Genomic DNA, 24569 nt, shown 5'->3' on the forward strand with positions numbered 1-24569 from the left:
TCCTGCCCGCTGGACGGAACCGGTCCTAAAGCGTCCATTCAACAGAATAATCATCGCGATAGGCGTCAGGCTCACAACCTCATCCCCACCCGACCTCAGCCCCCGGCCGTGCGCGCCTGCCAAGCCGGATCGCTGGCGAACCGCTCCACCAGAAAATCCAGCATCGCCCGCAAAGTGGCCGGCATCTGCCGGCGCGAAGCGTAAATACCGTAAATGCCCAATTCCTGCGGCTGATACTCCGGCAACAAAGCCACCAACTGACCGCTGGCGATTAGCGGCGCGGCGGAATACAAGGGTTGCAAGGCGATGCCCGCGCCGGCCGCGGTGGCGGACAACAACACCATGGACTCATTGGCGCTCAGATTGCCGCTGACCGGCACCGCCAACTGCTCGCCGTGACGCTGAAAGCGCCACAGGCTCTTGCCAAAGTAGGAGTAAGTCAGACAGTTGTGCAGCGACAAATCCTCCAACCGCTTGGGCGCGCCGTGGGCGGCCAGGTAGGCGGGAGAGGCGCAGATCACCGACGCGCAACTGGCCAGCGGCCGGGCGATCAGACTGGGGTCCAGCGCGTTGGTGATGCGGATGGCCAGGTCGATTCTTTCTTCCACCAGATTGACCGCGCGGTTGCTGATCTGCAAATCAATGGCGGTTTGCGGAAAGCGGCGCAGAAACTCGGTCACCGCCGCCGCCAGCGCGTCCTGCGCCAGCGACTGCGCGCAACTGATGCGCAGCAGCCCCTGCGGCTGGCCAGGGTCCGCGCTGTTGGCCGCCGGCATCTGACCGGCGATTTCCAGCATCTGCCGGCAACGCGCCAGCGTCTCCTCGCCGGCCGGGGTCAGGCTTAGCCGCCGCGTGGTGCGGTGCAGGAGGCGGGTGCCGGCCCATTCCTCCATCTCCGCCAGATAGCGGGTGATCATCGCCCGCGACATGTCCAGAGTCTCCGCCGCGGCCACCAGGCTGCCGCGTTCGGTAATGGTCACAAACACTTGTGCGGCGGTGATCCTATCCATGATTCGCTCGATTTATGCAACTAACCATTGCTTATTATCCGGTTTTTGATTCGAAAATAGCAATCTATGATTCACATCAGGCTTGCTACCAAGCCGACCGATCTCAAATTCACCAAATGGAAACCATCATGATCCAACACCGCATTTCCGGCAGCTTTGTAGCAGGCGCCCTGTTGATGTCCGCCGCCTTCGCCCAAGCCGACGCTTTGAAAGTCGATGTCTACAACCCCGGCGCCAAGAGCCTGTTCCCGGTGTCCTCGGAACTGGTCACCGGCAAGAGCGAGGCTGTGCTGATCGACGCTCAGTTCCAGCGCAACGACGCCGAGGCCCTGGTAGCCAAGGTCAAGGCCAGCGGCAAGAAGCTGACCACGGTGTTCATCTCCCATCCGGACCCGGACTTCTACTTTGGTCTGGACGTGATCAAAGCCGCCTTCCCGGACGCCAAGGTGCTGGCCACCGCGTCCACCATCGAGGCGATCAAGGCTTCCAAGGACGGCAAGATGGCTTACTGGGGCCCGATCCTGAAGGACAACGCGCCCAAGACCGTGATCGTGCCGGAGCCCATCCAGGGCGACACTCTGAAAGTGGACGGCCAGAAGTTGCAAGTGATGGGTCTGAAAGGCCCGACTCCGGACCGCACCTATATCTGGGCGCCGTCGATCAAGACCGCAATGGGCGGCGTGCTGACCTACGGCAATATGCATGTCTGGACCGCGGACACCCAAACTCCGAAAGACCGCGCGGACTGGCAGAAGTCGCTGAAGAACCTGCAGGCGTTGAAGCCCAAGGTCGTGGTGCCGGGCCATTTCCTGAACAATGCGCCGCACACCCTGGCTTCGGTGAAGTTCACCAGCGACTACCTGAAAACGCTGGAAGCGGAACTGCCCAAGGCCAAGAACTCGGCCGAACTGGTGACGGCGATGAAGCAGCGCTATCCGAAGCTGGAAGGCGTGGCGGATTTGGAGCTGAGCGCCAAGGTGCTCAAAGGCGAGATGAAGTGGCCGCAATAAGGCTCTGAGGGCCGCCAGCGAAAGTCCTGATGCTGCACGGCGCCGACTTGCCGTACTTCATGTACGGTCGGCGTCGGCGCGCCTTGCCTCAGGATTGGTTTGCCGCCCTTTATGCTTTCTACGCCTGAAGATTTGAATGTATGGCCGCCCGCGTTGCGGGCGGCGCAAGAAAGGAAACCGCCATGTCCGGCATTGTTTTGCACACTATTTTTGATCCGCTCTGCGGCTGGTGCTACGGCGCCGCGCCCTTGCTGGAAGCCGCGCGCGGCGTGCCGGGCTTGACGGTGGCGCTGCACGGCGGCGGCATGATGGTGGGCGCCAATCGTCGCCGGGTCAGCCCGGAGTGGCGCCAATTCGTATTGCCGCACGACCGCCGCATTGCCGAAGTCTCGGGCCAGCCTTTCGGCGAGGCTTATTTCGACGGCTTGCTCAAGGATCACGGCGCGGTGATGGATTCCGCGCCGCCCACCACTGCTGTTCTGGCGGCGGAGGAAACGGCCGGCAGCGGCTTGGAACTATTGCATCGCATTCAGCGCGCCCACTTCGTGGAAGGCCGTCGCATCGCGGAATTTCCGGTGCTGGCCGAGCTGGCCGCCGACATCGGCCTGGACGCGGACGCTTTCGCCGCGGCTTACCATCGTTTGGAGGGCGCGGCCACCGACGCTCACTTCCAGGAAAGCCGCCGGCTGTTGGCCCAGGCGGGCGGCCAGGGCTTCCCCACGCTGGCGTTGGAGGAAAACGGCCGCTTGACGGTGCTGGATCTGGGCGCCTACCTGGGCCGGCCGGACGCCTGGCGCGCTCGTCTGAGCCAAGCCGCCTCCAGCGCGGCCCCGGCTGCGACGCAGGCGTTGGCCTGCGGCCCGGACAGCTGTGTGTTGCCGCAATGAGGGAAGGGCATGAGCAAACCGATTTTTGGATGGAACAACATGAACGCTAATCAAACCCCGGGCCAGGGCCACCTGAGCAATGTGGACATCGTCCGCGCCACTTACGAAGGCGATTCCGAGGCCAACGGCCGCAATCTCTTGGCCGCGTTGGCGCCGGACGCGGAGTGGACAGAAGCCGCCGGCTTCCCCTACGCCGGCACCTATGTGGGCGCGGAGTCCATCGTCAAGAACGTGCACGAGCGGTTGGGCCGCGAGTGGGAAGGCTACCGTGCGGCGGTGGACAGCTTTTACGACGCAGGCGAACACGTGATCGCCCAAGGCTTCTACCATGGCGTCTACCGCGCCACCGGCAAAGGCTTTGTCGCCTCTTTCGCCCACATCTACACGCTGCGGGACGGCAAGATCGTCAAGTTCGTGCAGATTGTGGACAGCGCCAAGGTGCTGGAAGCGATGCGGGCCTGAGAACCTGTTTACGATCTGCTGCGCGTCGGCGATACGGCGTTGAAACCCGCTTCGAAATGCTCATGTACCACTTGTACATTCCGCTTTCTCAGCGGTTTTCGCCTTGTCTCGCCTTAGCTCGCTAGATCATGAACCGGTTCTGAAAACCGGGTCCGCCAATAAAAAACCGCCAGCCGGCAACGGTTGGCGGTTTTTTTGCGTAGAGCAGGCGCTCAGGGGCTGATGGCGAAGAACACGAAGGACGCAAAGATCACCAGATGGACGATGCCCTGCAAAATGGTGGTGCGGCCCACGGCCAGCGACATCGAACTGACCAGCAGGGTCAGCACCAGGAAGATGGTTTCCTTGTTTTCCAGGCCCAGGATCAGCGGTTCGCCCATAACCACGAAGATCAGCGCCACGGTGGGGATGGTCAGGCCGATGGAGGCCAGCGCCGAACCCAGGGCCAGGTTGAGGCTGGTCTGCACCCGGTCCGCGCGCGCGGCGTTGGCGGCGGCCAGGCCTTCCGGCAGCAGCACCAGCGCGGCGATGATGATGCCCACCACGGCGGCAGGCGCGCCGGCCGCTTCCACAAAGCCTTCGATCGACGGCGACAGCAGCTTGGCCAGGCTGACCACGCCCACCAGGCAAACCAGCAGCAGCGCCAGGCTGATCAAGGTCACTTTGACGGACGGCGGCGGAGCGTGTTCGTCCTCGCTGTGGCTGCCTTCCAGCAAGAAGTAGTCGCGGTGGCGTATGGTTTGCACAAAGACGAAGGCGCCGTACAGCACCAGGGACACCACGCCGGTGAAAGCCAGTTGCGAGGAGGATAGCAGCGGACCGGGCTCGCTGGTGCCGTAGTTGGGCAAGACCAGCGCCAGCACCGAAATGGCGGCCAGCACCGTCAGCGCCACCTTGGCGCCGCTGAGCTGGAAGTTCTGTTCGCGATGGCGCAGGCCGCCCAGCAGCAGGCAGATGCCGACTATGCCGTTGCAGGTGATCATGATGGCGGAAAAGATGGTGTCGCGCGCCAGCGCCAGCTTGCTTTCTCCGCCGGCCAGCATGAAGGAGACAATCAGGGCGACTTCGATCACGGTGACCGCCAGCGCCAGGATCAGCGTGCCGTAAGGCTCGCCCACCTTGTGCGCCACCACTTCAGCGTGGTGGACGGCGGCGAAGACGGTGCCGGCCAACAGCACCGCCAGCAGGGCGATGAACAGCGAGGAGGCGGCAAAGGTGGGTGCGGCCACGATTGCGGCCCAGGCGACAAGCGGGGCGGCGACGGTCCAGTGGGGAATGGTTTTCAGAGACATTGTTTTCCTTGTTATTGACGGGTTGGAGTCAAGCCGCGGCGCGGGCGCCAACAGACGGGTGCTATCACTATACGAATCGGCCTGCGTTCTCGCGACCCCAACGTAACACGGGGCGCGAGGGCGGCCGGGAACCGGCCGGGGCTCGGGAGCAAAGGGGCGCGGCGCTTGCGCGCGAAGGATATAGACAATGGCAATTGGAAGCGGTTCGCCAATGCCTAAAAAAAATGGCCGGATTTCCGGCCATTGGTTGAGAACGGTGGCGATCAGGCTGCGGTTGCCAGGTTCTCTTGACGTTTCAGGCGCTGGAAGGCGCCCCACAAGGCCAGCGCGGCCGCCGTGCCCAGCAGCAGGTTGACCAGCGGCATCGCCAGCCAGACGCCGTCCAGCTTCAGCCACAGCGGCAACAGCCACAAGGCGGGCAGCAGCAGTATGGTTTTGCCTATGGTCAGCAGCAAGGCCGCCCGCGTCAGCGCCATCGCTTGCAGGGCGATGATGCCGATGATCACCAGGCCGTCGAAAGGTATGGCCAGCAAGTGCAGGCGCAACGCGTGGCTGCCGGCGGCGATCAGCGCCAGGTCTTCGCTGTTGTACATCCGCACGATCAGCGTGGGGAAGAGCTGTACCGCCGCCAACGCCGTCAGACCCAGCAGCATGGTGACGCGCAATCCGTAGCGCAGCGCTTCGCGGGTGCGCTCCGGGCGGCCGGCGCCGGTGGAGTGGCTGAGCAAGGGCTGCAGGCCCACCGCCAGCCCGTGCACCACCAGGGTGAACAGCGCTTCGCTGTAGCCGGCGGTGGCGTAGGCCGCCACGCTGAGGTCCGTGCCCCAGCGCAGCAGCTGGAAGTTGTGGGCGAACATCAGCAAGGCCAGGTTGAACTCCATCAACAGGCTGGACAGGCCCAGCGCCAGGACGGGGCCGCAACAGCGCCAATCCAGCCGCCAGTTCGCCAGCCGCAGGCGCAGCCGCGCGTGGCGGGTGAAAAAATAGCCAAGGCCGGCCAGCATCACGACGGATTCGGACAGCAAGGTGGCCTGGGCCGAGCCGGCCAGGCCCAGCTTGAGCACGCCGACGAACAGGTAGTTGAAGACCACGTTGAGCAGCGAGCCTATCACCATCAACAGCGTGGCCAGCCGCGGGCGGCCGTCGTTGCGCAGCAGATAGGTGGCCACCATTTGGCCCATGGTGAACAGCGCGCCGCCGAGCATCCATTGCAGATAGTTGCGCGCCTCCGCCATCACGATAGGCTGCTTGTCGGCTTGCAGCCATTGCAGCAGGGTGTCCAGATATGTGAGGCCCAACAGCGGGATGGCCAGGCTGATCAGGGCCAGCAGCGCCAGCGCCGCCACCAGGGTGGCGCGCGCGCGCTCGTAGTCGCCGCCGCCTTGCAGGATGGCGATGCGGGTGGCCGCGCCCATGCTCAGCATGGCGCCCAGGCCCACTTGCATCATCACCAGCGGATAGGCCAGGGCGATGGCCGCCAAGCCGTGGCTGCCGACGAAGTGGCCGACGAAGATGCCGTCGATGACCACGTAAAGGCCGGTGGCCAGCATGCCGGCTAGGGAGGGAATGGTGTATTGCCAAAACAGTTTGGACACCGGCAACGTGTCCAGGTCGCGGTGGTTTGTTGTTGTGTGTGACATGGTAGTGCCTAAGGAGAGTTTCAAAAGATCGAAGGACGACCGGGCGGCGCGCCTTGCCTGGGCGGGCCGGATGTTGTCCATTCAATTAATCAATCACGGTTGATTAATTAATTCTTTGAGGTAGCATCTGGGGAAAAGTTCAGAGGCGGATATGGCCAGGAAAACCAAGGAAGAATCGCAAAAGACCCGGGATGCCATCCTGGACGGAGCGGAGCGGGTGTTTCTGCTGCAAGGCGTCGCCAATGCCACCATGGCGCAGATCGCCGACGCGGCCGGCGTGTCGCGCGGCGCGGTCTACGGTCATTACGACAACAAGATGGAAGTGTGCCGGGCAATGGTGGACCGGGTGTTCGAACTGGACGCGCTGCGTTTCCCGGCGGAGCAGGCGTCGGCGGGCGAAACCCTGGTGGCGGTGGGTATGTATTATTTGCGCCAGTTCCACGAGCCTGGCCCGGCGCAACGGGTGACCGAGTTCCTGTATCACAAGTGCGAGCGCAATGAGGAAAACCGAGGCATCCTGCGCCGCCGCGAGCTGATGGACCGCGCCACCATGCATTATGTGCGCCGCCAGTTGAGACGCGCCATCGCTCTGGAAGAGCTGCCGCAGGACATCGAGGTGGGCATCGCGGCCGAGTTCCTGGTGCGTTTGTTCGAAGGCATGTACGGGATGATGGACGGCGGCAAGGCGCCCTTCGCGGCTTGCGAGCGCATTTTGCGCGGGGCTTGGCTGAGTCTGGCAACGGTGCCGGCCTGGAGGGGCCGGGGCTCGCATTCATCCGCATCAATATGAACATTGGGCATTAGGTATGGGTTGCCGCCGCGCGGCCATCTAGACTGGCTCCTCACCCCGGCCGGACCGGGGAACACAGGAGGAGACCATGCAACAAGATCACAAGCGGGAAAGGCGCGCGCAGCGCTGGTTGGAAACGCGCTCCATTGATTATGTCCCGGCGGAGGAGCGGCGCGGCAAAGCCTGGCACCAGGCGCCGTTCTGGTTTGCCGGCAATTTCGTGCTTACCACCATGATGGTCGGCTTCGCCGGGCCACTGCTGGGCCTGGGCGTCGGTTGGTCCATTCTTGCCATTGCGCTGGGCGTGGGTTTGGGCACCTTGTTGATGGCCTGCCACGCCAACCAGGGGCCACGCCTGGGTTTGCCGCAGATGATTCAGTCGCGCGCCCAGTTTGGCCGCCGCGGCGCCGTTCTGCCGTTCATGGCGGCGGTCTTTGTTTATATCGGTTTTAATGTGTTCGACGTGATCCTGGCGGCCGATGCCATCGCCGTGGTGTTTGAAGCGCCGCGGCCGGCGAGCTATGCGGTCTTGATCGCTGCGGCGGGCATTGTGTCCATCGTAGGTCACGATCTGCTGCATGTGGTGCAGCGCTGGCTGACCTGCGTGTTGATTCTGATATTCGGTACGCTGAGCATTGCCCTATGTGTCAGGCTGGCCGCCGCCGGTGGCGTGGAGATGGGCGTTTTCGCCTGGTCGGCCTGGTTGGCGCAGATGTCGGCGGCGGCCGGCTATCAGCTTAGCTACTCGGTGTATGTATCGGATTATTCTCGTTATTTGCCCGAGGAGACGCCGGCCGCGCGGCTGATCGCTTGGACTTGGCTGGGCGCAGCCGGTTCGGCCTTGTGGCTGATGTCGTTGGGCGCGGTGTTGGCGGGGGAGCTGGCGCCGTCGAATGTCATAGAGGGCCTGAGACAATTGGGCGAGGCGCTGGCTCCGGGGTTTGGCGTTTTAGCCGTGCTGATTGCCGCGCCAGCCTTGGTGGGCATCATGGCGGTGAACTTCTACGGCGCCATGCTGACCGGGCTTAGCGCATTGGACGCGATGCGGCCTGTGCCGCGTGGGCTGATTTTCCGCGTGGGCGGAATAACGGTTTCCGCCGTGGTGGTGTGGTTGTCGGCGCTGGGCTTGTCGGCGGATTACCTGGCCAGCTTCAATGTCTTTGTGTCGTTGATGCTTTATCTGCTGGTACCCTGGAGCGCGGTCAATCTGGTGGATTTCTATTGGGTGCGACGCGGGCGCTATGCGATCCGCGACATCTGTCTAGCCGACGGCGTTTATGGGCAATGGTCGCGCCCTGGTCTGTTGTCCTATCTTGGCGGTCTGCTGGCCATGTTGCCCTTTGTGGTGCTGGGGGCCTATGCCGGGCCGGCGGCGAGCGCGTTGGGCGGTGTGGATTTGTCATGGGTGGTGGGGCTGCTGGTGTCCGGCGGCGCTTATTGGATGTTGAGCCGCCAAGAGGCGGCCCAAGCGGCATGGGAGCGGTGAGATGAACAAGATCAAAGTAGCCTGTTGCCAGGTGGCACCGGTATTTGGCGATGTCGATGGCAATTTGGCGCGCGCCGAGCGGGCGCTGGAGTCGGCGGCGGCGCTGGGCGCGCAAGTGGCGGTCTTGCCGGAACTGGCCAATACCGGCTATGTATTCGCCAGCCGCGAGGAGGCGCAGGGCTTGGCCGAGGCGGTTGATGGCCGCAGCGTGTCAGCCTGGGCGGCGCTAGCGCGGCGGTTGGGCATGGCGGTGGCGGCGGGTTTTTGCGAAGCCGGCGCCGATGGCGGTCTGTACAACAGCGCGGTCTTGTTGGGGCCGGATGGCGAACAGGCCTGGTATCGCAAGGCTCATCTGTGGGATGCCGAAAAGCTGATCTTCGATTTGGGCGACCAGCCACCGCCGGTGTTGGATACGCGGTTTGGTCGGCTGGCTCTGATGATCTGCTATGACTTGGAGGTGCCGGAGTGGGTGCGTTTGCCGGCCTTGGCCGGCGCTGAATTATTGTGCGCGCCGGTGAATTGGCCCGTGTTGCCGCATCCGCCGGCGGAGCGGCAGGCCGAGCGTTTCAAGGCTCAGGCCAACGCGGCGTTCAACCGCTTGCCGATCGCGGTGTGCGACCGCCATGGCCGCGAGCGCGGCGTGGACTGGAGCGGCGCTTCGTTGATCGTCGACGCTAACGGCTATCCGCAGGCGCTGGCCGAGACGGGGTTGAAGTCGGACCAGTTATTGCTGGCGGAGCTGGACCTGGCGGCCAGCCGGGACAAGTTCATCAGTCAGCGCAATCATGTGCTTGATGACCGGCGGCCCGGATTGTACTGGGCGCCGCAAGATGAGGACCGCCGGGGGGCGGTGTCCGCAGGCGCAATTGGCGCGGGCTGAGGCCGAACATCTGCCGGCACAGCCGGGTTAGCGCGCTTTGATCGGAAAAGCCGCAGCTTGCGGCGATGTCGGCCAGCGGCCGGCCGCTGTGCTGGATGGCGTGACAGGCGGCTTCCATTCGTGTGAGGCGGATGAACTCGCCTACGCTGGCCTGAAACACCCGCTTCATGCGCCGGTCCATCTGGCCGACGCTGAGACCGGACAGATCGCACAATTCCTCCAGGTGCAAGGGTCGGTCGTAATGGGTCTGGATATGGTCGACGCAGGCGGCGAAGCGTTCGTCCAGCAGCTTCTCGCGGGTGAGCTCGGTCAGGTCCTTGGAAATGCAGACCAGTCCGATCAAGCGACCGTCAGGATCGTGCAGCGATTGTTTGTTGGTCAGACACCAGCCGGGCGCACGATCATGGTAGACGGTGAGGTCCAGCCGGTTGCGCACCGGCCGCTGCTCCGAGAAGACTTGCAGATCCTGGCTGCGGTAGCGGTTGGCCATGGCGCTGGGAAACAACTCGTGCGCGGTCAATCCTTCCGCCTGCCATTTGTTGCGCAGCGCGCAACGTCCCACGCAACCCTCGCTCAAGGCCAGGTAGCGGCTGTTCAGGTCTTTGACCGCGAACACCACATCGGGCAACTGATCGAACAAGACGGCCATCGCCTGCATGGCGTTCAGGTCGCTGACGATGTAGGGGCGTTGCGGCGGCATGGGCATGGCGGGCGGCCTTATAAGCGGTTTACGGTGTGTTGCGCTCCAAAGAAACAGCCAGCCGCCGACGGCGGACCGGACTATCTAATCTTAATGTCATTCATTAATCATTTTTTGAAAACAAAGTGCATTAATTCAACCCATTTTGCAAGTCCGCCGCGGACGGGCCGCGGCGGCTTGGATTGACGTTGCTAGCGCGAGGCTTTTAACCGCTCGCTAATCGTAGCTGGCGCTGACCGTGACGTTGGCGAAAGGTTGACGCGCTTGCAGCGTCAGGTAGTACCAGCGGCCGGCCTGCGGCGCGGCGATGGCCACGCTCTCCTCGTTGCCTGACCCGGCGGATGCGTAGTCGTAATTGCCGGGGGTGGGGTAGCGGTCCAGCGCTACGTAGAGATCGACGTCCCCGCTGCCGCCGCTGGTCCACAGCTTGAGGTTGCGCGCGCCGGCTGGCAGCATGATGGTGGCGTAGGCCGCGCCGGAAGCGGAGGCTGAGAGGCCGCTGATGGAGCAGTTCTTGCCCAGGTAGCTGGGAGAGGTTTCCTTGCACGGCGGCAGCCCCGTGTCGGGCGGCAGCGGCGGCTGGCCGGAGGTGGTGGCGCTTTGCGCCCAACTGGCGAACTCTGCGTCGTAGCGGGCGCCTATCTGCTGGATCTGGTTGCGATAGCCGTTGTAATCGCCGCTGCGGAAGCGGGCGAGGAAGCCGTCCACATCGCCGCGGTGGCGCTCCATCATGAAGCGGGTGGCCATATAGCCCCAGCGGTAGGCGCGGGTGACGTAGTCCGTCATGTCGTAGGTGTTGCCGAAGATCTGGCTCAGCGTGTAAGTGCCGCTGCGGGCGGCGTCAATGGCCGGCTGGTTGCCGTTGCCCAGCGACAGGTATTCGGCCAGCCCTTCTATCCACCATACCGTGGGCAGGCGGGTGCTGGCGCTGAAATCGCCGTACATGTCGAAGCGGCCGTCCAGGTAGTGGATGTATTCGTGTTCCAGGTTCCAGACCTTGAAGGTTGGGCGCAGCCAAGAGGCTTCGTGAGCGATGAAGCGCGCTTGGTTGCCGGCCGCGGCCGGGTCGCCTTCCAGATACATGCCGCCGTTGTCGGTGCTGATGCCGTAGATGATGGAGGCGTACTTGGCGTAGTTGTTGTAATCGTCGAACACCACTACTTCCAGCGAGGTGTTGTTGTCGTTGGCCACCGGCTGTTTGCGGGTTTGCAGCATCTGGTGGAAGTAAGACTCCTCTTTTTGCAGCAGCGCGCAGGAGGACTGCAACTGGTCCAGGGTCATTTCCTGGGAGCGGATGCGGATACTGGCGCTGCAGGTGTAGCGATTGACCAGGATGGCGTCGGCGAGCCGGGTTTCGAAGTCGCAGGTGCCGTAATCGGCGCAGCTGGCGGCGTCGTAATACTTCACCGCCTCGGCGGCGGCCAGCCACAGCTCGTTGTCGTTGCCGGTCATGCTGCTGCCGGAGAGAATGGCCTGGACCTGGGGTTTGATCGCGGGCTTCAGCGCCGGGTATTGCATGAAGCGCAGCCCTTCGCGGGTGGCGTCGCCCAGCTGGAAGGCGCTTTCGGTGCCGAGCAGGGCGCTCTTGTTGGCCAGGGCGAAGCGGGTCAGCGCCGCCGAGTAGCTGCCGTCGTTCTGCAACAGCGGCGTGGCGTTGGCGCGGCCGTGGGCGTAGAAGAACACCGTCAGCGCGCCGGTGAAGCCCTGGCTGGCGGTGGTTTCACGCAGAGCCTGGGCGGCGTTGGGCTGGCTGGCGCTATTGGTGTAGCGCTGCACGATGGCGCGCATGCTGGGCAGATAGTAAGCCTCGTCCGCCATATTGGTGATCAGCTTCATCACCTCGCCGGCGGTCGTGGAGGCCTGGGCGTTGGCGGAGAACAGCGTGTTGCCGTCGGCCAGTTGCTTGATGCCGGGGCGCAGCACGGAGAGCAGATTGGGGTCCAGAGCCGGCAGGGCGCCGCCGCTGGCCAGGTAATAGCCGGCGCGCAGATAGAGGGTGAGGTTGACCAGAGTCATCGAGCCGGCGTTGTACGCCGCGGCTTCTTGGGCAAAGCGTCCGGCGACGGCGTTGAGGTTGGCCGCGCTGTAGAGCGTGGCGGCCAGCTTGCTGTCCACCGAGAACAGGCCGTAGGCGCAGGTGTAGTCGGGCAGGCCGGCCAGGTAGTTGGCCAGCGCCGCGCCGCTGTAGCCGGCCATCGCTTTCACGTCCGGGCATTGCACAACTGCGGCGCGGCGGATCAGCTTGCTTTTGGGCTTGCCGATCACGGTGCGGTCGTCCGGCAAGCGGTAGCGGGATTGCGCGTCGCTTGGCGGACGCTGTTGCCATTGCCGCGGCGGCGGCGCTTGTTTCGGCCGGGCCTGAGCCTGATGAGGGGCTTTTTGCAGCTTGGGCGCGGCCAACGCCGGCTGCGTCAGCAAGGCGGCGGCCAGGCTTAGGCTCAGCGCGGCGAGAGGAATGATCTGCATGGCTTGTCTCCGTGTGTCAGGGCGTGTCCCTGATGGCGAGATCATGCCAATGGCACAGCGGGCTTTCTTGGCGCGCTTGAGCGTCCGCGCGCGCAGATTTGCCAAATCCGCTGCCGGCACAGGGCAGCAGGCTAAGAGCCTGTTCAAAGTCTGGCGAGCCAGGGCGAGACAAAGCGAAAACGAGCTAAAAAGCGGAATGGCCGAGTGGTACATGAGCATTTTGGGCTTGTGCTCACCGTGCAATGCTTCATAAAGCGCGGCAGATCGTAAACACGCTCTACGGGTTTTCGCTAGGCGGTGATTGACGTGGGCGGCGCGAGGCTATATCATGCGCGTCTCTCTGGAGGGGTTCCCGAGCGGTCAAAGGGATCAGACTGTAAATCTGACGGCTCTGCCTTCGAAGGTTCGAATCCTTCTCCCTCCACCAGATTCAACAAAAAAGCCAGGCGTTGCCTGGCTTTTTTGCGTTCCATCGTCTCACAGACCAAGGTGGCGGGCGTGGAAACGCAGCTGTTCCTCAATCAGGCTGGCGACGAAGTAATAGCTGTGGTCGTACTCGGCGTGGCGGTGCAGCTCCAGCGGGTAGCCGCAGTCCCGCGCCGCCCGTTCCAGCGCCTCCGGTTGCAATTGCACGTCCAGAAAGCTGTCGGCTAGGCCAATGTCCACGCGCAGCGGCAGTTGTCGCTGCGCGTGTTTGAGCAACAGGCTGGCGTCCCAAGCCTCCCAGGTGGCGCGGTCTTCGCCCAAGTAGGCGGCGAAGGCCTTCTGGCCCCAAGGCGCGTTGACAGGATGGCAGATCGGGCTGAACGCCGATGCCGAGACATAGTCCTGCGGCCGCTTCAGCGCGCAGATCAGCGCGCCGTGACCGCCCATCGAGTGGCCGGCCACCGCGCGCTGCTCGGTGACGGGGAAGTTGGCTTCGATCAGCGCCGGTAGTTCCCGGCTGACGTAGTCGTACATCCGGTAGTGACGGTCCCACGGCGCCTGGGTGGCGTTCAGGTAGAAGCCGGCGCCCTGGCCCAGGTCGAAAGCCTCGTCGTCCGCCGCTTCCGCGCCGCGCGGGCTGGTGTCCGGCGCGACGATGGCCAATCCCAGTTCCGCGGCGACGCGTTGAGCGCCGGCTTTTTGCATGAAGTTCTCATCGGTGCAGGTCAGGCCGGACAGCCAGTACAGCACCGGCACGCGCCGGTTGGCTCCGGCTTGCGGCGGCAGGTAGACGGCGAAGCGCATCCGACAGCCCAGCGTCTCCGAATCGTGCAGATACTGCCGGTGCCAGCCGCCAAATGATTTGTTGGCGCTGATGTTTTCCAGGTTCACGCGCGTCTCCGGCTCAGTAGTGGATCACGGAACGAATGCTCTTGCCCTCGTGCATCAAGTCGAAGGCTTCGTTGACGCGCTCCAGAGGCATGGTGTGGGTGATGAAGTCGTCCAGACGGAATTCGCCCTTCAGATAACGCTCCACATAGTCTGGCAGTTCGCTGCGGCCGCGCACGCCGCCAAAGGCGGAGCCGCGCCATACTCGGCCAGTGACCAGCTGGAACGGGCGAGTGGAGATTTCCTGCCCGGCCCCGGCCACGCCGATGATCACCGATTCGCCCCAGCCTTTGTGGCAGCATTCCAGCGCCGCGCGCATCACCTTGACGTTGCCTATGCATTCGAAGGAGAAATCAACGCCGCCGTCGGTTATCTCCACGATCACGTCTTGGATGGGCTTGTCGAAATCATTGGGGTTGACGCAATCGCTGGCGCCCAGCTTCTTCGCCAGTTCGAACTTGCTCTCATTGATGTCGATGCCGATGATGCGGCCGGCGCCGGCCATGCGCGCGCCGATGATGGCGGACAGGCCGATGCCGCCCAAACCGAAGATGGCCACGCTGTCGCCGGCCTTGACCTTGGCTGTGTTGATCACGGCGCCCATGCCGGTGGTGACGCCGCAGCCCAGCAGGCACACTTCTTCCAGCGGCGCGGCCGGATTGACCTTGGCCAGAGAGATTTCCGGCAGCACTGTGTATTCGGCGAAGGTGGAGGTGCCCATATAGTGGTAGATGGGCTTGCCGTCTTTGGAGAAACGGGTGCTGCCGTCCGGCATCAGGCCCTTGCCCTGGGTGGCGCGGATCTTCTGGCACAGATTGGTTTTGCCGGACAGACAGAATTTGCATTCGCGGCATTCCGGGGTGTAGAGGGGAATCACGTGGTCGCCCACCGCCACGCTGCTGACGCCGGGGCCGACGGATTCTACGATGCCGCCGCCTTCATGGCCCAGGATGCAGGGAAACACGCCTTCCGGGTCTTCGCCGGACAGGGTGAAGGCGTCAGTGTGGCACACGCCGGTAGCCACCATTTTCACCCGCACCTCGCCAGCGCGAGGCGGCTGCACTTCCACTTCTTCAATGCTCAGCGGCTGACCGGCGGCCCAGGCCACGGCGGCCTTGCACTTGATGATGTCCTGGCTCATGAGCCCTCCTTGGTGTTGGATCGACGCCGTCGGCGGTTTTTGGCCGTCGGCGGCAAAACTTCAATTGTATTTCTCGTGTTTGAATAGATAATCGTGGCAATTGGTAAATGATTTTCTCCGAGGTGGAATAATGTTGGGTTGGGAAGGCATTTGCGAATTCGTCAGCGTGGCGGAACAGGGCAGTTTCACCAAGGCGGCGCAGGCGTTGGGGATTTCCGTCGCTCAGGTCAGCCGTCAGGTCACGCAGCTGGAGCAGCGGCTGGGCGCCAAATTGCTGTATCGAACCACCCGCCATCAGGCGCTGACCGAGATCGGCGCGTTGTATCTGCGCCACTGTCGGCAGTTATTGGATTCGCTGGCGGAGGCGGAGCAGGCGATTTCGCGTCATCAGGCGCAGCCGCAGGGCAAGCTCAAACTCACCGCGCCGCTGGCTTATGGCGAAAGCCATATCGCGCCGTTGTTGACTCGATTTCTACAACGCCACCCGCAGCTGGAGGCCAGCCTGAACTTGTCCAACCAAGTGCTGGATCTGGTGCAGGACGGTTACGATCTGGCGATCCGCATCGGCCATTTGAGCGATTCCACGCTGATAGCGCGAAGGCTGGCCTCGCGTCGCCATCATGTCTGCGCCGCGCCGGCCTATCTGGAGGGCTGCGGCATCCCCTTGGAGCCGGCGGACCTGGAGCGTCACAACTGCCTGTCTTTGGGGGGCGAGCACTGGCATCTGCTGGAAGGCGGCCGCAGGCGGCAGGTGAGGATCAAGGGCAGCTTGCGTTGCAACAGCGGCCACGCCTTGGCGCACGCGGCGCGCTTGGGCCTGGGGTTGGCGCAATTGCCGGATTATTACGTCGCCCGCTTTTTGAGCAGCGGAGAGCTGATCGAGGTGCTGGCCGACTACCGCGAGCCGGAAGAGGGCATCTGGGCCTTGACGCCGCACAACCGCCAGCTGTCGCCCAAGGTCCGGCTGCTGATGGACTTCCTGGCGGACTCCCTGACCGACGATCCGCTGGCCTTGCCGGAATAGCAGGCCGCTTTCGCGGTTGCCAAGCCCGGACGTAGTGGCAATAATCGCGCATTCGATTTTAGGCGAGAGCGTGGAAATGTTGGCGATTGGCGAATGCAGGGTGGAGCGCTTGGTGGTGCACCGGGTGGGCAACGCCGCGCGCGGCGAGGGCGCGCGCTTGTCCGAACGGACCAGCTCCGTGGACGAGGAAGTGTCCTCCTTGTTGTTGGGCGGCTATTTGAAGAACATCGTGTCGGATAAGCGCCAGCATCAGTTTTTCCACGAGTCCGATCTTAATCTGAACGAGATTTACCACTATACCCGCCAGTTTTTCCGCGGAGAGCTGGACTTCCTGGCGGTGTCCCAGCGCATCGCCAAGCATCTGTACGCGCGTTCGCAGCACCCTAACATCAATGCCGGCGACCTGTTGGTGATTTTGTTTTCCGGCCTCAACGACGGAGACCGCGAGCTGCGTGCGCTAGGGGTGTTCAAATCCGAGATCCGCGATGATTTCCTCACCGTGGTGGAGTCCGGCGACGTATTCGACATCAGCCACGCGTCCGGCATCAACCCGCGTTTGATCGACAAGGGCGCGTTGATTTTGGAGCATGGCCCCACGGTGTACGCGGTGGACCGGCTCAGCCGCGAGGCCAAGTTCTGGCTGGACGATTTTCTGAAAGCCATGCGGGTGCCGGACAAGGCATCCAGCAGCAAAATGATGGCCAGCGTGGTGGAGCAGTTGTCGGAGGAGATAGAGGACCCGCTGCAACAGGCGCGCTTCAAGGACGAGTTCCTCAACCTGGTGAGCCGCGAGGAAGACGTGTCGGCCAAGCAACTGGCCAGCGCCGCCGAAAAGTTCGTCCCGCGCGAACAGGTGGATCAGGCCATGGGCTCCGCCGCGGAGTCTTATGGTTTCGCGCTGGACGAGGAGGCTAAATTGCCGGCCAAGGGGATGGCGCGGCAGTTGGAAAAAACCTTGTCCAAGTACGGCGTCGGCCACGGCATCAGCGTGCTGCTGCCCAGCGGCATTACCTTGAAGAACATCCAGTCGCAAAATGACGGCGAAGGCGAATTGACCCTGACCCTGCGCCTCAACAAACGCGGCTGATCGCCAGCCGCGCTTGTGTCTTGCCGCGCCGGTAGCGTGACCGGCGCGAAATCTTTTGTCGTGTTTCCGCATCAAGCAGGGGGCGGGCTAATCGCCTTGCCCTGCTTAGAACCTGTTCACGATCTGCGGCGATACGGCGTTAAAAACAAGCTCAAAATGCTCATGTACCACTTGACCATTCCGCTTTTTCGCTCGTTTTCTCCTTGTTTCGCTCGTGCTCGCGAGATCGTGAACAGCTTAGGCTTGCAGCGCCAGCGTGCCGCTGCGGCCGGGAATCTCTCCCATCACCACGCGGCCGGCGGGCAGCGCGGCCGTGTCCAGGCTGCTGAACAGCTCGATGCAGCTGCACAACTGATAACCCTGGGCTTTCCAGCCCACCAGCAAGTGCTCAAAGGTATAGCCCAGGCGCAAGCCTTCCAGTTCGGCGTGCAGCGTGTACACATGGCCGGTGGCCGGGGCTTCCTCCGTCAGCGCCAGGATGTGGTGATGAACATTGTCGGCGGTAAGTCCGTCCAGGCCGATCAGCTCGTCCAGCGTAGGCAGCGTGGTGGGCAATTGCGGCACGCCCAGCGGCTGGCCGGCGGCGTCCACCGGCTGGAACGGGTGAGTGCCGCGGCCGTCGGACGCATACAGCATGCCTAGCTCGCGCTCATAGGCCAGCGCCGCGTCGTTGATCTGCCAGCCGGCAGCGCCGTGGGTGCGCGCCGGTTCGCCGAAGATCTGTTCGAAGCGTTCGGCCGCCTTGCGCATTTCGGCGCGGGTCCAGGCGGCGTCCTTGCCGGCGACATAGTCCTGCCACTTGATGTGGTCCCAAGTGTGGATGCCGACTTCGAAGCCCTGTGCGCGCACTTCGCGCATCAGCTCGGCTTCGCGCTTGCCGATGTCAGGGCCGGGCAGCACGGTGCCGTACAGCAGGGTGCGGATGCCGTAGTGTTCCACCACCGAGGTGCGCGACACCTTGGACAGGAAGCCGGGGCGGAACACCCGTTTGATCGCGCGGCCGGTATGGTCCGGGCCCAGGCTGAACAAGAAGGTGGCCTTGGCGTGGTGCTGCTGCAGCATGTGCATCAGCCGCGGCACGCCGTCGCGGGTGCCGCGCCAGGTGTCGACGTCGATTTTAAGAGCGAGTTTTCTCATGAAGGATCTCTGGAGCCGGCGCCAGGCCGTGGATCTTGGGGCGGCGCCGGGAACCGCTTACTGGGACAGGTCGCGGCTGGCGGCCACTTGGTCGCGGTAGTAGTCGTAGATGCCGCGCAGCGCGTCGGCCATGGTCACGCTTGGTTTCCAGTCCAGGTCCGTCATGGTGTTGTCGATCTTGGGCACGCGGTTCTGCACGTCCTGATAGCCCTTGCCGTAGTAAGCGCCGGACGTGGTTTCCTCGATCTTCACCTTGTCGGCGTTCAGTTGGTATTCCGGGTAGACGCGGGCCAGGTCCAGCATCATCGAGGACAGTTCGCGGATGGAATAGTTGTTGGCCGGGTTGCCGATGTTGTAGATCTGACCGGAGGCCTTGCCGTCTTTGTTCTCGATGATCTTCATCAGCGCGCTGATGCCGTCGTCCACATAGGTGAAGGCGCGTTTTTGATGGCCGCCGTCCACCAGCTTGATGGTCTCGCCGCGCACGATGTGGCCCAGGAACTGGGTGATCACGCGGCTGGAGCCTTCCTTCGGGGTATTGATGTTGTCCAGTCCGCCGCCGATCCAGTTGAACGGACGGAACAGCGTGTAGTTCAGGCCTTCTTGCATGCCGTAGGCGTGGATCACGCGGTCCATCAGCTGCTTGGAGCAGGAGTAGATCCAGCGCGGCTTGTTGATCGGGCCGCAGATCAACTCGGAGTTCTCCGGATCGAACTCTTCGTCATGACACATGCCGTAGACTTCCGAGGTGGACGGGAACACCAGGTGTTTCTTGTACTGCACGCACTGGCGCACGATGGGCAGGTTGGCTTCGAAGTCCAGCTCGAACACGCGCAGCGGGTTGTTCACATAGGTGGACGGAGTGGCGATGGCCACCAGCGGCAGCACCACGTCGCATTTCTTCACGTGGTACTCGATCCACTCCTTGTTGATGGTGATATCGCCTTCGAAGAAGTGGAAGCGCGGGTGGTCTTTCCATTCGGCCACGCGGTCATCGTGCATGTCCATGCCGTAGATGTGCCAGTCGGTGGTTTCGATGATGCGCTTGGTCAGGTGGTGGCCAATAAAGCCGTTGACGCCGAGGATCAGTACTTTTTTCATTGAGATTTCCTTCATCGTCCCCTGGAGGGGGACTGTGATTTGCATGTGTATTCCGTGAGCGCGCCGCTTCAGGCCAGCGTCAGCGTCTGTGTTGTCGTCGGATCCAGCGCCGCGCCGTCCAGCGTGGCGGATAGTACCTTCAAGCGGCCGCCGTCCACGGCGTCCAGCCACAGCGCGCCGTTTTCTGAGTGTAGCCGGGCGGTTTGCAATTGCTGACCGTGGCCGCCTGCGCGCAGGGTTTTCCAGATCACCAGCCGGCCGCCGTCGATGTCGGCGAAGGCGCCCGGGAACGGATGGGTCAGCGCGCGCACGAAGTTGTGCAGATCGGCGGCGCCGGCTTGCGGGTCAATGCGGCCGTCCTCCGGTTTGCGGCCGCCGAAATAGCCGCCTTGGCTCAAATCCTGTTGGCGGAATTCGGCCTTGCCGGCAAGCAGAGCCGGCAGACTGCGGGCCAGCACCATTTCCGCGGCCACGGTGACCTTGGCGAACACTTCGTCGGCATTATCATCCGGCAAGATGGGCACCGCCATCTGATCGACGAGGGGGCCGTTGTCCGGCTTGACGTTCATCACGTGCAGGGTGGCGCCGGTTTCGGTTTCGCCGTGAATGATGGCCCAGTTGATCGGCACCCGGCCGCGGTATTTGGGCAGCAGCGAGCCATGCATATTGAAGGCGCCGCGCGCCGGGCATTCCAGCAGCGGGGCTTTGAGCATGTGACGGTAATAGAAAGAGAACAGGAAGTCCGGCCGCGCCGCTTGCACTTGGGCCAGCACTTCCGGCGTATTCGGGTCGTCCGGGGTGATCACCGGTATGCCGTAGTCGCGGGCCACCTGCTCCACGCTGGCGAACCAGATGTTTTCATTGGGGTTGTCACGGTGGGTGACCACCAGCGCCACATCCACGCCGCCGCCGATCAGCGCTCTCAGGCAGCGCACGCCGACATTGTGATAAGCGAAGACCACGGCTTTCATGGTTTGTCCTTTTGCTCCAGCACCGCGCCGATCACATAGCGCGGTCTATCCCGCACTTCTTGGTAGATGCGGCCGATGTATTCGCCGAGCAGGCCGATGCCGAACAGCGCGATGCCGATCAGCAGGAAGGCGATGGCGAACAGAGTGAACAATCCGCCCACTTCCGGGCCGACGATGAAGCGCCGCAGCACCAGGTAGACCACCAGCACGCCGGAGCCGGCGGAGACCAGCATGCCCAGCAGCGAGAACAGCTGCAGCGGCACGATGGAGAAACCGGTCATCAGGTCGAAGTTCAGACGGATCAGGCTGTACAGCGAGTACTTGGATTCGCCGGCGAAGCGCTCTTCATGGCCGACGGTGACTTCGGTCGGGTTCTGCGCAAACTGATAAGCCAGCGCCGGGATGAAGGTGTGCAGCTCGTTGCACTGATTGATGGTGTCGATGATGCGGCGGCTGTAGGCGCGCATCATGCAACCCTGATCGGTCATCTTGATGCGGGTCAGCTTCTCGCGCAGGCGGTTCATCGCGCGGCTGGCCAGGTGGCGCCACAGGCTGTCGTTGCGCTGGCGGCGGATGGAGCCGACGTAGTCGTGGCCCTTGTCCATTTCAGCCAGCAGCAGCTTGATGTCCTCCGGCGGGTTTTGCAGGTCGGCGTCCAGCGTCACCACCCGATCGCCGCGGCTGTATTCGAAGCCGGCCAGAATGGCGCGGTGCTGGCCGAAGTTGCCGTTGAACAGCACCACTCGGGTCACGTCCGGCCGCAGGTCGAACTGCGCGGCGAGCATGGCCGGGCTTTTATCGCGGCTGCCGTCGTTGACGAAGACGATTTCATAACGCACGCCCAGCGCGTCCAGCGCGGGGTAGAGGCGGTCGAACAGCGCCGGCAGCACGTCCTGCTCGTTGTATACCGGGATGACGACGGAAAGATCGATTACGCTTTTCATAGATGTTTTATACGCTCAGCACGGGCTTCAGCACGCCGCTCACGGCGGCGCACACGCGTTCCACGTCCTCGTCGGCCATGGCCGGGAACAGCGGCAGGGTGACGGTGCGGCGGCCGATGTCTTCCGCCACCGGGAAATCTCCCGGCTGGAAGCCCATCTCGCGGAACAAGGTGAACAAATGCATGGCGGGGTAGTGCACGCCCACGCCTATGCCCAGGTCTTTCATCCGGGCGATGAATTCGCCGCGGTCCATGCTCATTCGGTCCAGCGGCAACAGCGGCTGGAACATATGCCAATTGCTCTGGGCCATGTCTTCTAGCGGCAGTTCGCAGCCCAGCTGGCGGTCGAAATGGCGGAAATACAGCGCCGCCAGCTCGCGGCGGCGGGCGTTGAACCCCTCCAGCCGCGGCAACTGGCCCAGGCCGATGGCGGCGGCGATATCGGTCATATTGGCCTTGCCGCCCAGCACGTCCACGTCCATGCCGCCGTCGGCGTGGCGGGTCACGCCCTGTAGCCGAAGCTTCTCGAACAGACGGGCTTCGTCCTCGTCGTTCAGCACTAGGCAGCCGCCTTCGCCGCTGGTCATGTTCTTGTTGGCGTGGAAGCTGAAGGACACCAAATCGCCAAAGCTGCCGATGCGGCGGCCGCGCCAGTTGGCGCCCATGGACTGGGCGGCGTCCTCGATCACGCGCAGACGGTGGCGCTTGGCGATGTCGTAGAGGCGGTCGCGGTCCACCGGCAGGCCGGCCAGGTCCACCGGGATGATGGCGCGGGTGCGCGGGGTGATCGCCGCTTCCGCCAGGTTCAGGTCGATGTTGCGGCTGGCGCGGTCGGCGTCGACGAATACTGGTTTGGCGCCCACTTTCAGAATCACGTTGGCGGTGGCCACCCAGCTCAGCGGGCAGGTAATCACCTCGTCGCCGGGGCCGACGCCGGCCACTTGCAAGGCCATTTCCAGCGCGGCGGTGGCGGATGCCACCACCCGTACCGGACGGCCGCCGACATGGGCGGACAGCTCGGCTTCCAGTTGACGGGATTTGGGACCGGTGGTGATCCAGCCGGAACGGAGCACCTCGCCGACGGCGGCGATGGTGGCTTCGTCGATGTCCGGGCGGGTGAAGGGCAGGAAATCCATTTGAGCCTTTCTGCTTAGCTGCGGGCGACCAGCACCACGCCGATGATGATGACGCCGATGCCGATCAGTTTCTGAGCGCTCAGCGCTTCGCCGAACAGCCAATAGGCCAGCAGCGCGTTGACCACGTAGCCGATGGACAGCATAGGGTAAGCGATGCTGACCTCCACTCGCGACAGCGCCATGATCCATACCACCACGCTGACGACATAGCAGGACAGGCCCCCGACGATGGGCAGATTGGTGGCCAGCGACCAGCCTATCGGCAGTACGTTGGAGGCGGAAAAGTCAAAGTGGCCGATCTGGCGCACGCCGGCCTTCAAGCATAGCTGGGCGGCGGCGTTGAGCAGCACGCCGAGCAGAATCAGGCCGAATTCGATCAACTTCATAGTAGAGCGGGTCCAAAGGTTGGCTGTTTCACGGCTTGGCCACCACCAGGCGGCGCGGATCTTGGTAGACCACCCGCATCGGCAGGCCCTGGGCTTGCAGTTCCTGATAAGTGGCGGGGTCGGTCATCGCCAGCGCGCGCGGGGCGGCGTTCCAGGCGGCGACGAATTGTTCCAGTCGCGGCATCCAGCGCTGCGGCTCCTGGCTCTCGCCGAATTCAAACTCATCGACAAACTGCACCAGGGTGACCGGGCGGCCCAGATAGAACGGGAAAGTCTGGTCGTAATAACGGACCGAGAACACCGGCGTGTCCGCATTGAGATAAGGCTGGATCTGGCGGACGATTTCCTTGCTGCCCTTCAGCCGGCCATAGCTGTCGTGGCCGGCGGCGGCGACGCTGACGGCCAGCAAGCTGCCGAAAGCCAGCCAGCACAGAGCGGCCAGCTTGCGTTCGCGGCTCAGCAAGCGCCGGGCGACGGCGGCGCAGACCAGGAACAGCAAGGCGGCGGCGGCGACGAAATGGGCGAAGCCGTGCAGCACATCAAGCGGGATGTCCTCGGACGCGAAACGATCAACAAAGGGGTAGAGCGCAAGCGCGGCCAGCCACAGCAGCAGCGTCGGCAGCAGGTGCTTCTTCAGCGCGGCGGAGGGCATGCGCTGCAGCGTGGGCGCCAGCAGCAGGGCCAACGCCGGGAACATCGGGAGGATGTAGGACGGCAGCTTGGAACTGGATTTGCTGAAGAAGGCGAAGATGAAGACCGACCAGATCAGCAGCAGGCGGCCGACGCGCAGCCGCGCTCCCGGTTCGCGCCAGCCGTCGCGGCACAGCGCCGGCAGCAGGCTGGTCCAGGGCAGCAGGCCCAGCAGCAGATAGGGAACGAAATACCACGGCGCGCCGGTGCGTTTGTGTTCGGTGGTGAGGAAGCGCTCCAGGTGCTCGCGGATGAAGAAGAAGTGAGCGAAGTCCGGGTTGCGCTGGGACACCAGGATGAACCAGGGCGCGGTCAGCAGCAGGAACAAGGCCAGGCCGCTCAGCCAGTGCATGCGTTTCCAGAAGCCCCATTGCCAATTGAGCAGGCTGTACAGCACCAGCGTGGCGCCGGGGATCAACAGGCCGATCAAGCCCTTGCTCAGCGTGGCGGCGGCCATCGCCGCCCAGGTGACCCACATCCAGTGACGGGTCGCGCGCGCGTCGGCGCTGTCGTGTTGCGCCAGCAGGAAGCCGCACAGCGCCACGGTGAGAAAGAAGCTCACCCCCATGTCCAGCGACAGGAAATGGCTGTTGGCGACAATCCAGGCGCAGCTGCCGGCGGTCAGCGCCGCGTAGCGCCCGGCGTCTACGCCCCAGAGCCGGCGCGCGGTGAAACCGCACATCGCCACGGACAGAAAGCCGGTCAGGCCCGGCCAGAAGCGGGCGGCGAACTCGTTGACGCCGAAGGCGGCGAAGCTCAGCGCGCCCATCCAGTATTGCAGCGCCGGTTTTTCGAAGTAGAGCAGGCCGTTCAGCCGCGGCGTGATCCAGTCGCCGCTGTGCAGCATGAACAGCGACAGCGTCGCGTAGCGGCCTTCGTCGGCGTGAATCAGCCCGCGGTAGCCGAGGGAGCCGAACCAGACGACGGCGAACAGCAGCCACAGCGCCGGCTCCTGCCAGGGGCGGGCGGCGCGGCTGGAGAGCCCAGCCGAAAAATGGGGTTGATTCATGCGGAAC

22 protein-coding genes and 1 tRNA gene are annotated in these 24569 nt (G+C 63.6%); 9 read left to right on the forward strand and 14 right to left on the reverse strand.

Annotation, left to right across the window (positions count from 1 at the left end):
- Nucleotides 1-95 precede the first annotated feature (95 nt).
- A complete protein-coding gene (locus ACUXV1_RS03580) occupies nucleotides 96-1010 on the reverse strand; it encodes a LysR family transcriptional regulator (protein WP_043589705.1) in 915 nt (304 codons plus the stop codon).
- 128 nt (nucleotides 1011-1138) lie between these two features.
- On the opposite strand from ACUXV1_RS03580, the gene ACUXV1_RS03585 reads away from it, so the two are divergent.
- The 3 genes from ACUXV1_RS03585 (at nucleotide 1139) to ACUXV1_RS03595 (ending at nucleotide 3369) form a co-directional block, all read left to right on the forward strand.
- Nucleotides 1139-2020, forward strand: a complete 882-nt coding sequence (locus ACUXV1_RS03585) for an MBL fold metallo-hydrolase (RefSeq protein WP_043635428.1) — start codon at nucleotides 1139-1141, stop codon at nucleotides 2018-2020.
- Nucleotides 2021-2202: 182 nt separating this feature from the next.
- Nucleotides 2203-2907, forward strand: coding sequence for a DsbA family protein (locus tag ACUXV1_RS03590; protein WP_043635281.1), 705 nt, complete (start codon nucleotides 2203-2205; stop codon nucleotides 2905-2907).
- 39 nt (nucleotides 2908-2946) lie between these two features.
- Nucleotides 2947-3369, forward strand: a complete 423-nt coding sequence (locus ACUXV1_RS03595; RefSeq protein WP_052370434.1) for a nuclear transport factor 2 family protein — start codon at nucleotides 2947-2949, stop codon at nucleotides 3367-3369.
- 212 nt (nucleotides 3370-3581) lie between these two features.
- Here ACUXV1_RS03595 and ACUXV1_RS03600 read toward each other — a convergent pair whose 3' ends face one another.
- Nucleotides 3582-4661: a calcium:proton antiporter gene (locus tag ACUXV1_RS03600; RefSeq protein WP_043635276.1), complete on the reverse strand. Its 1080-nt coding sequence runs from the start codon at nucleotides 4659-4661 to the stop codon at nucleotides 3582-3584.
- 263 nt (nucleotides 4662-4924) lie between these two features.
- Entirely contained in the window at nucleotides 4925-6301 is a 1377-nt protein-coding gene (locus ACUXV1_RS03605) for an MATE family efflux transporter (RefSeq protein WP_446014622.1), read from the reverse strand.
- Between the two features lie 151 nt (nucleotides 6302-6452).
- On the opposite strand from ACUXV1_RS03605, the gene ACUXV1_RS03610 reads away from it, so the two are divergent.
- From ACUXV1_RS03610 to ACUXV1_RS03620, 3 genes are all read left to right on the forward strand, one after another.
- Complete coding sequence (locus tag ACUXV1_RS03610; protein WP_052370428.1) at nucleotides 6453-7091, forward strand: TetR family transcriptional regulator; 639 nt, start codon at nucleotides 6453-6455, stop codon at nucleotides 7089-7091.
- A gap of 88 nt (nucleotides 7092-7179) precedes the next feature.
- Nucleotides 7180-8577, forward strand: a complete 1398-nt coding sequence (locus ACUXV1_RS03615; RefSeq protein ID WP_446014620.1) for a purine-cytosine permease family protein — start codon at nucleotides 7180-7182, stop codon at nucleotides 8575-8577.
- Between the two features lies 1 nt (nucleotide 8578).
- On the forward strand, nucleotides 8579-9457 hold the full coding sequence (locus tag ACUXV1_RS03620) for a nitrilase-related carbon-nitrogen hydrolase (protein ID WP_446014619.1): 879 nt from the start codon (nucleotides 8579-8581) through the stop codon (nucleotides 9455-9457).
- Here the strand turns inward: ACUXV1_RS03620 and ACUXV1_RS03625 are convergent.
- Both ACUXV1_RS03625 and ACUXV1_RS03630 read right to left on the reverse strand, forming a co-directional pair.
- Complete coding sequence (locus tag ACUXV1_RS03625; protein ID WP_446014618.1) at nucleotides 9348-10163, reverse strand: helix-turn-helix domain-containing protein; 816 nt, start codon at nucleotides 10161-10163, stop codon at nucleotides 9348-9350. The genes ACUXV1_RS03620 and ACUXV1_RS03625 overlap by 110 nt on opposite strands.
- Before the next feature lie 210 nt (nucleotides 10164-10373).
- Nucleotides 10374-12623 (reverse strand): collagenase, encoded by a 2250-nt coding sequence (locus ACUXV1_RS03630; protein WP_446014617.1) that lies wholly within the window; start codon nucleotides 12621-12623, stop codon nucleotides 10374-10376.
- Between the two features lie 342 nt (nucleotides 12624-12965).
- On the opposite strand from ACUXV1_RS03630, the gene ACUXV1_RS03635 reads away from it, so the two are divergent.
- Nucleotides 12966-13050 (forward strand) — tRNA-Tyr (locus tag ACUXV1_RS03635).
- A 50-nt stretch (nucleotides 13051-13100) separates the two neighbouring features.
- On the opposite strand, the gene fghA is transcribed toward ACUXV1_RS03635, so the two are convergent.
- Together fghA and ACUXV1_RS03645 are read right to left on the reverse strand one after the other, a co-directional pair.
- Nucleotides 13101-13934 (reverse strand): S-formylglutathione hydrolase, encoded by an 834-nt coding sequence (gene fghA, locus ACUXV1_RS03640; RefSeq protein ID WP_446014736.1) that lies wholly within the window; start codon nucleotides 13932-13934, stop codon nucleotides 13101-13103.
- Nucleotides 13935-13953: 19 nt separating this feature from the next.
- On the reverse strand, nucleotides 13954-15078 hold the full coding sequence (locus ACUXV1_RS03645) for an S-(hydroxymethyl)glutathione dehydrogenase/class III alcohol dehydrogenase (protein WP_043635262.1): 1125 nt from the start codon (nucleotides 15076-15078) through the stop codon (nucleotides 13954-13956).
- 130 nt (nucleotides 15079-15208) lie between these two features.
- On the opposite strand from ACUXV1_RS03645, the gene ACUXV1_RS03650 reads away from it, so the two are divergent.
- Nucleotides 15209-16102 carry a LysR substrate-binding domain-containing protein gene (locus ACUXV1_RS03650; protein WP_446014616.1) on the forward strand — a complete coding sequence of 298 codons (894 nt, stop codon included), beginning with the start codon at nucleotides 15209-15211 and terminating at the stop codon, nucleotides 16100-16102.
- Nucleotides 16103-16178: 76 nt separating this feature from the next.
- Nucleotides 16179-17189 (forward strand): nucleoid-associated protein, encoded by a 1011-nt coding sequence (locus tag ACUXV1_RS03655; protein ID WP_337883490.1) that lies wholly within the window; start codon nucleotides 16179-16181, stop codon nucleotides 17187-17189.
- Between the two features lie 237 nt (nucleotides 17190-17426).
- Here ACUXV1_RS03655 and ACUXV1_RS03660 read toward each other — a convergent pair whose 3' ends face one another.
- The 7 genes from ACUXV1_RS03660 to ACUXV1_RS03690 form a co-directional block, all read right to left on the reverse strand.
- The gene (locus ACUXV1_RS03660) at nucleotides 17427-18326 is read right to left on the reverse strand and encodes a 4-deoxy-4-formamido-L-arabinose-phosphoundecaprenol deformylase (protein WP_194427485.1); all 900 of its coding nucleotides are present in this window, start codon (nucleotides 18324-18326) and stop codon (nucleotides 17427-17429) included.
- Nucleotides 18327-18383: 57 nt separating this feature from the next.
- Nucleotides 18384-19427 carry a bifunctional UDP-4-keto-pentose/UDP-xylose synthase gene (locus ACUXV1_RS03665; protein ID WP_052370425.1) on the reverse strand — a complete coding sequence of 348 codons (1044 nt, stop codon included), beginning with the start codon at nucleotides 19425-19427 and terminating at the stop codon, nucleotides 18384-18386.
- A gap of 68 nt (nucleotides 19428-19495) precedes the next feature.
- Nucleotides 19496-20398, reverse strand: coding sequence for a formyltransferase (locus ACUXV1_RS03670; RefSeq protein WP_081554530.1), 903 nt, complete (start codon nucleotides 20396-20398; stop codon nucleotides 19496-19498).
- A complete protein-coding gene (locus ACUXV1_RS03675) occupies nucleotides 20395-21342 on the reverse strand; it encodes a glycosyltransferase (RefSeq protein WP_019102860.1) in 948 nt (315 codons plus the stop codon). Before ACUXV1_RS03675 ends, ACUXV1_RS03670 begins: the two co-directional genes overlap by 4 nt.
- 7 nt (nucleotides 21343-21349) lie before the next feature.
- Entirely contained in the window at nucleotides 21350-22477 is a 1128-nt protein-coding gene (locus ACUXV1_RS03680) for a DegT/DnrJ/EryC1/StrS family aminotransferase (protein WP_081554532.1), read from the reverse strand.
- A 14-nt stretch (nucleotides 22478-22491) separates the two neighbouring features.
- Nucleotides 22492-22863, reverse strand: a complete 372-nt coding sequence (locus tag ACUXV1_RS03685) for an SMR family transporter (protein ID WP_019102862.1) — start codon at nucleotides 22861-22863, stop codon at nucleotides 22492-22494.
- Nucleotides 22864-22891: 28 nt separating this feature from the next.
- On the reverse strand, nucleotides 22892-24562 hold the full coding sequence (locus ACUXV1_RS03690) for a phospholipid carrier-dependent glycosyltransferase (protein WP_446014614.1): 1671 nt from the start codon (nucleotides 24560-24562) through the stop codon (nucleotides 22892-22894).
- Nucleotides 24563-24569 lie beyond the last annotated feature (7 nt).

Source organism: Chromobacterium sp. W521 (assembly GCF_052805975.1).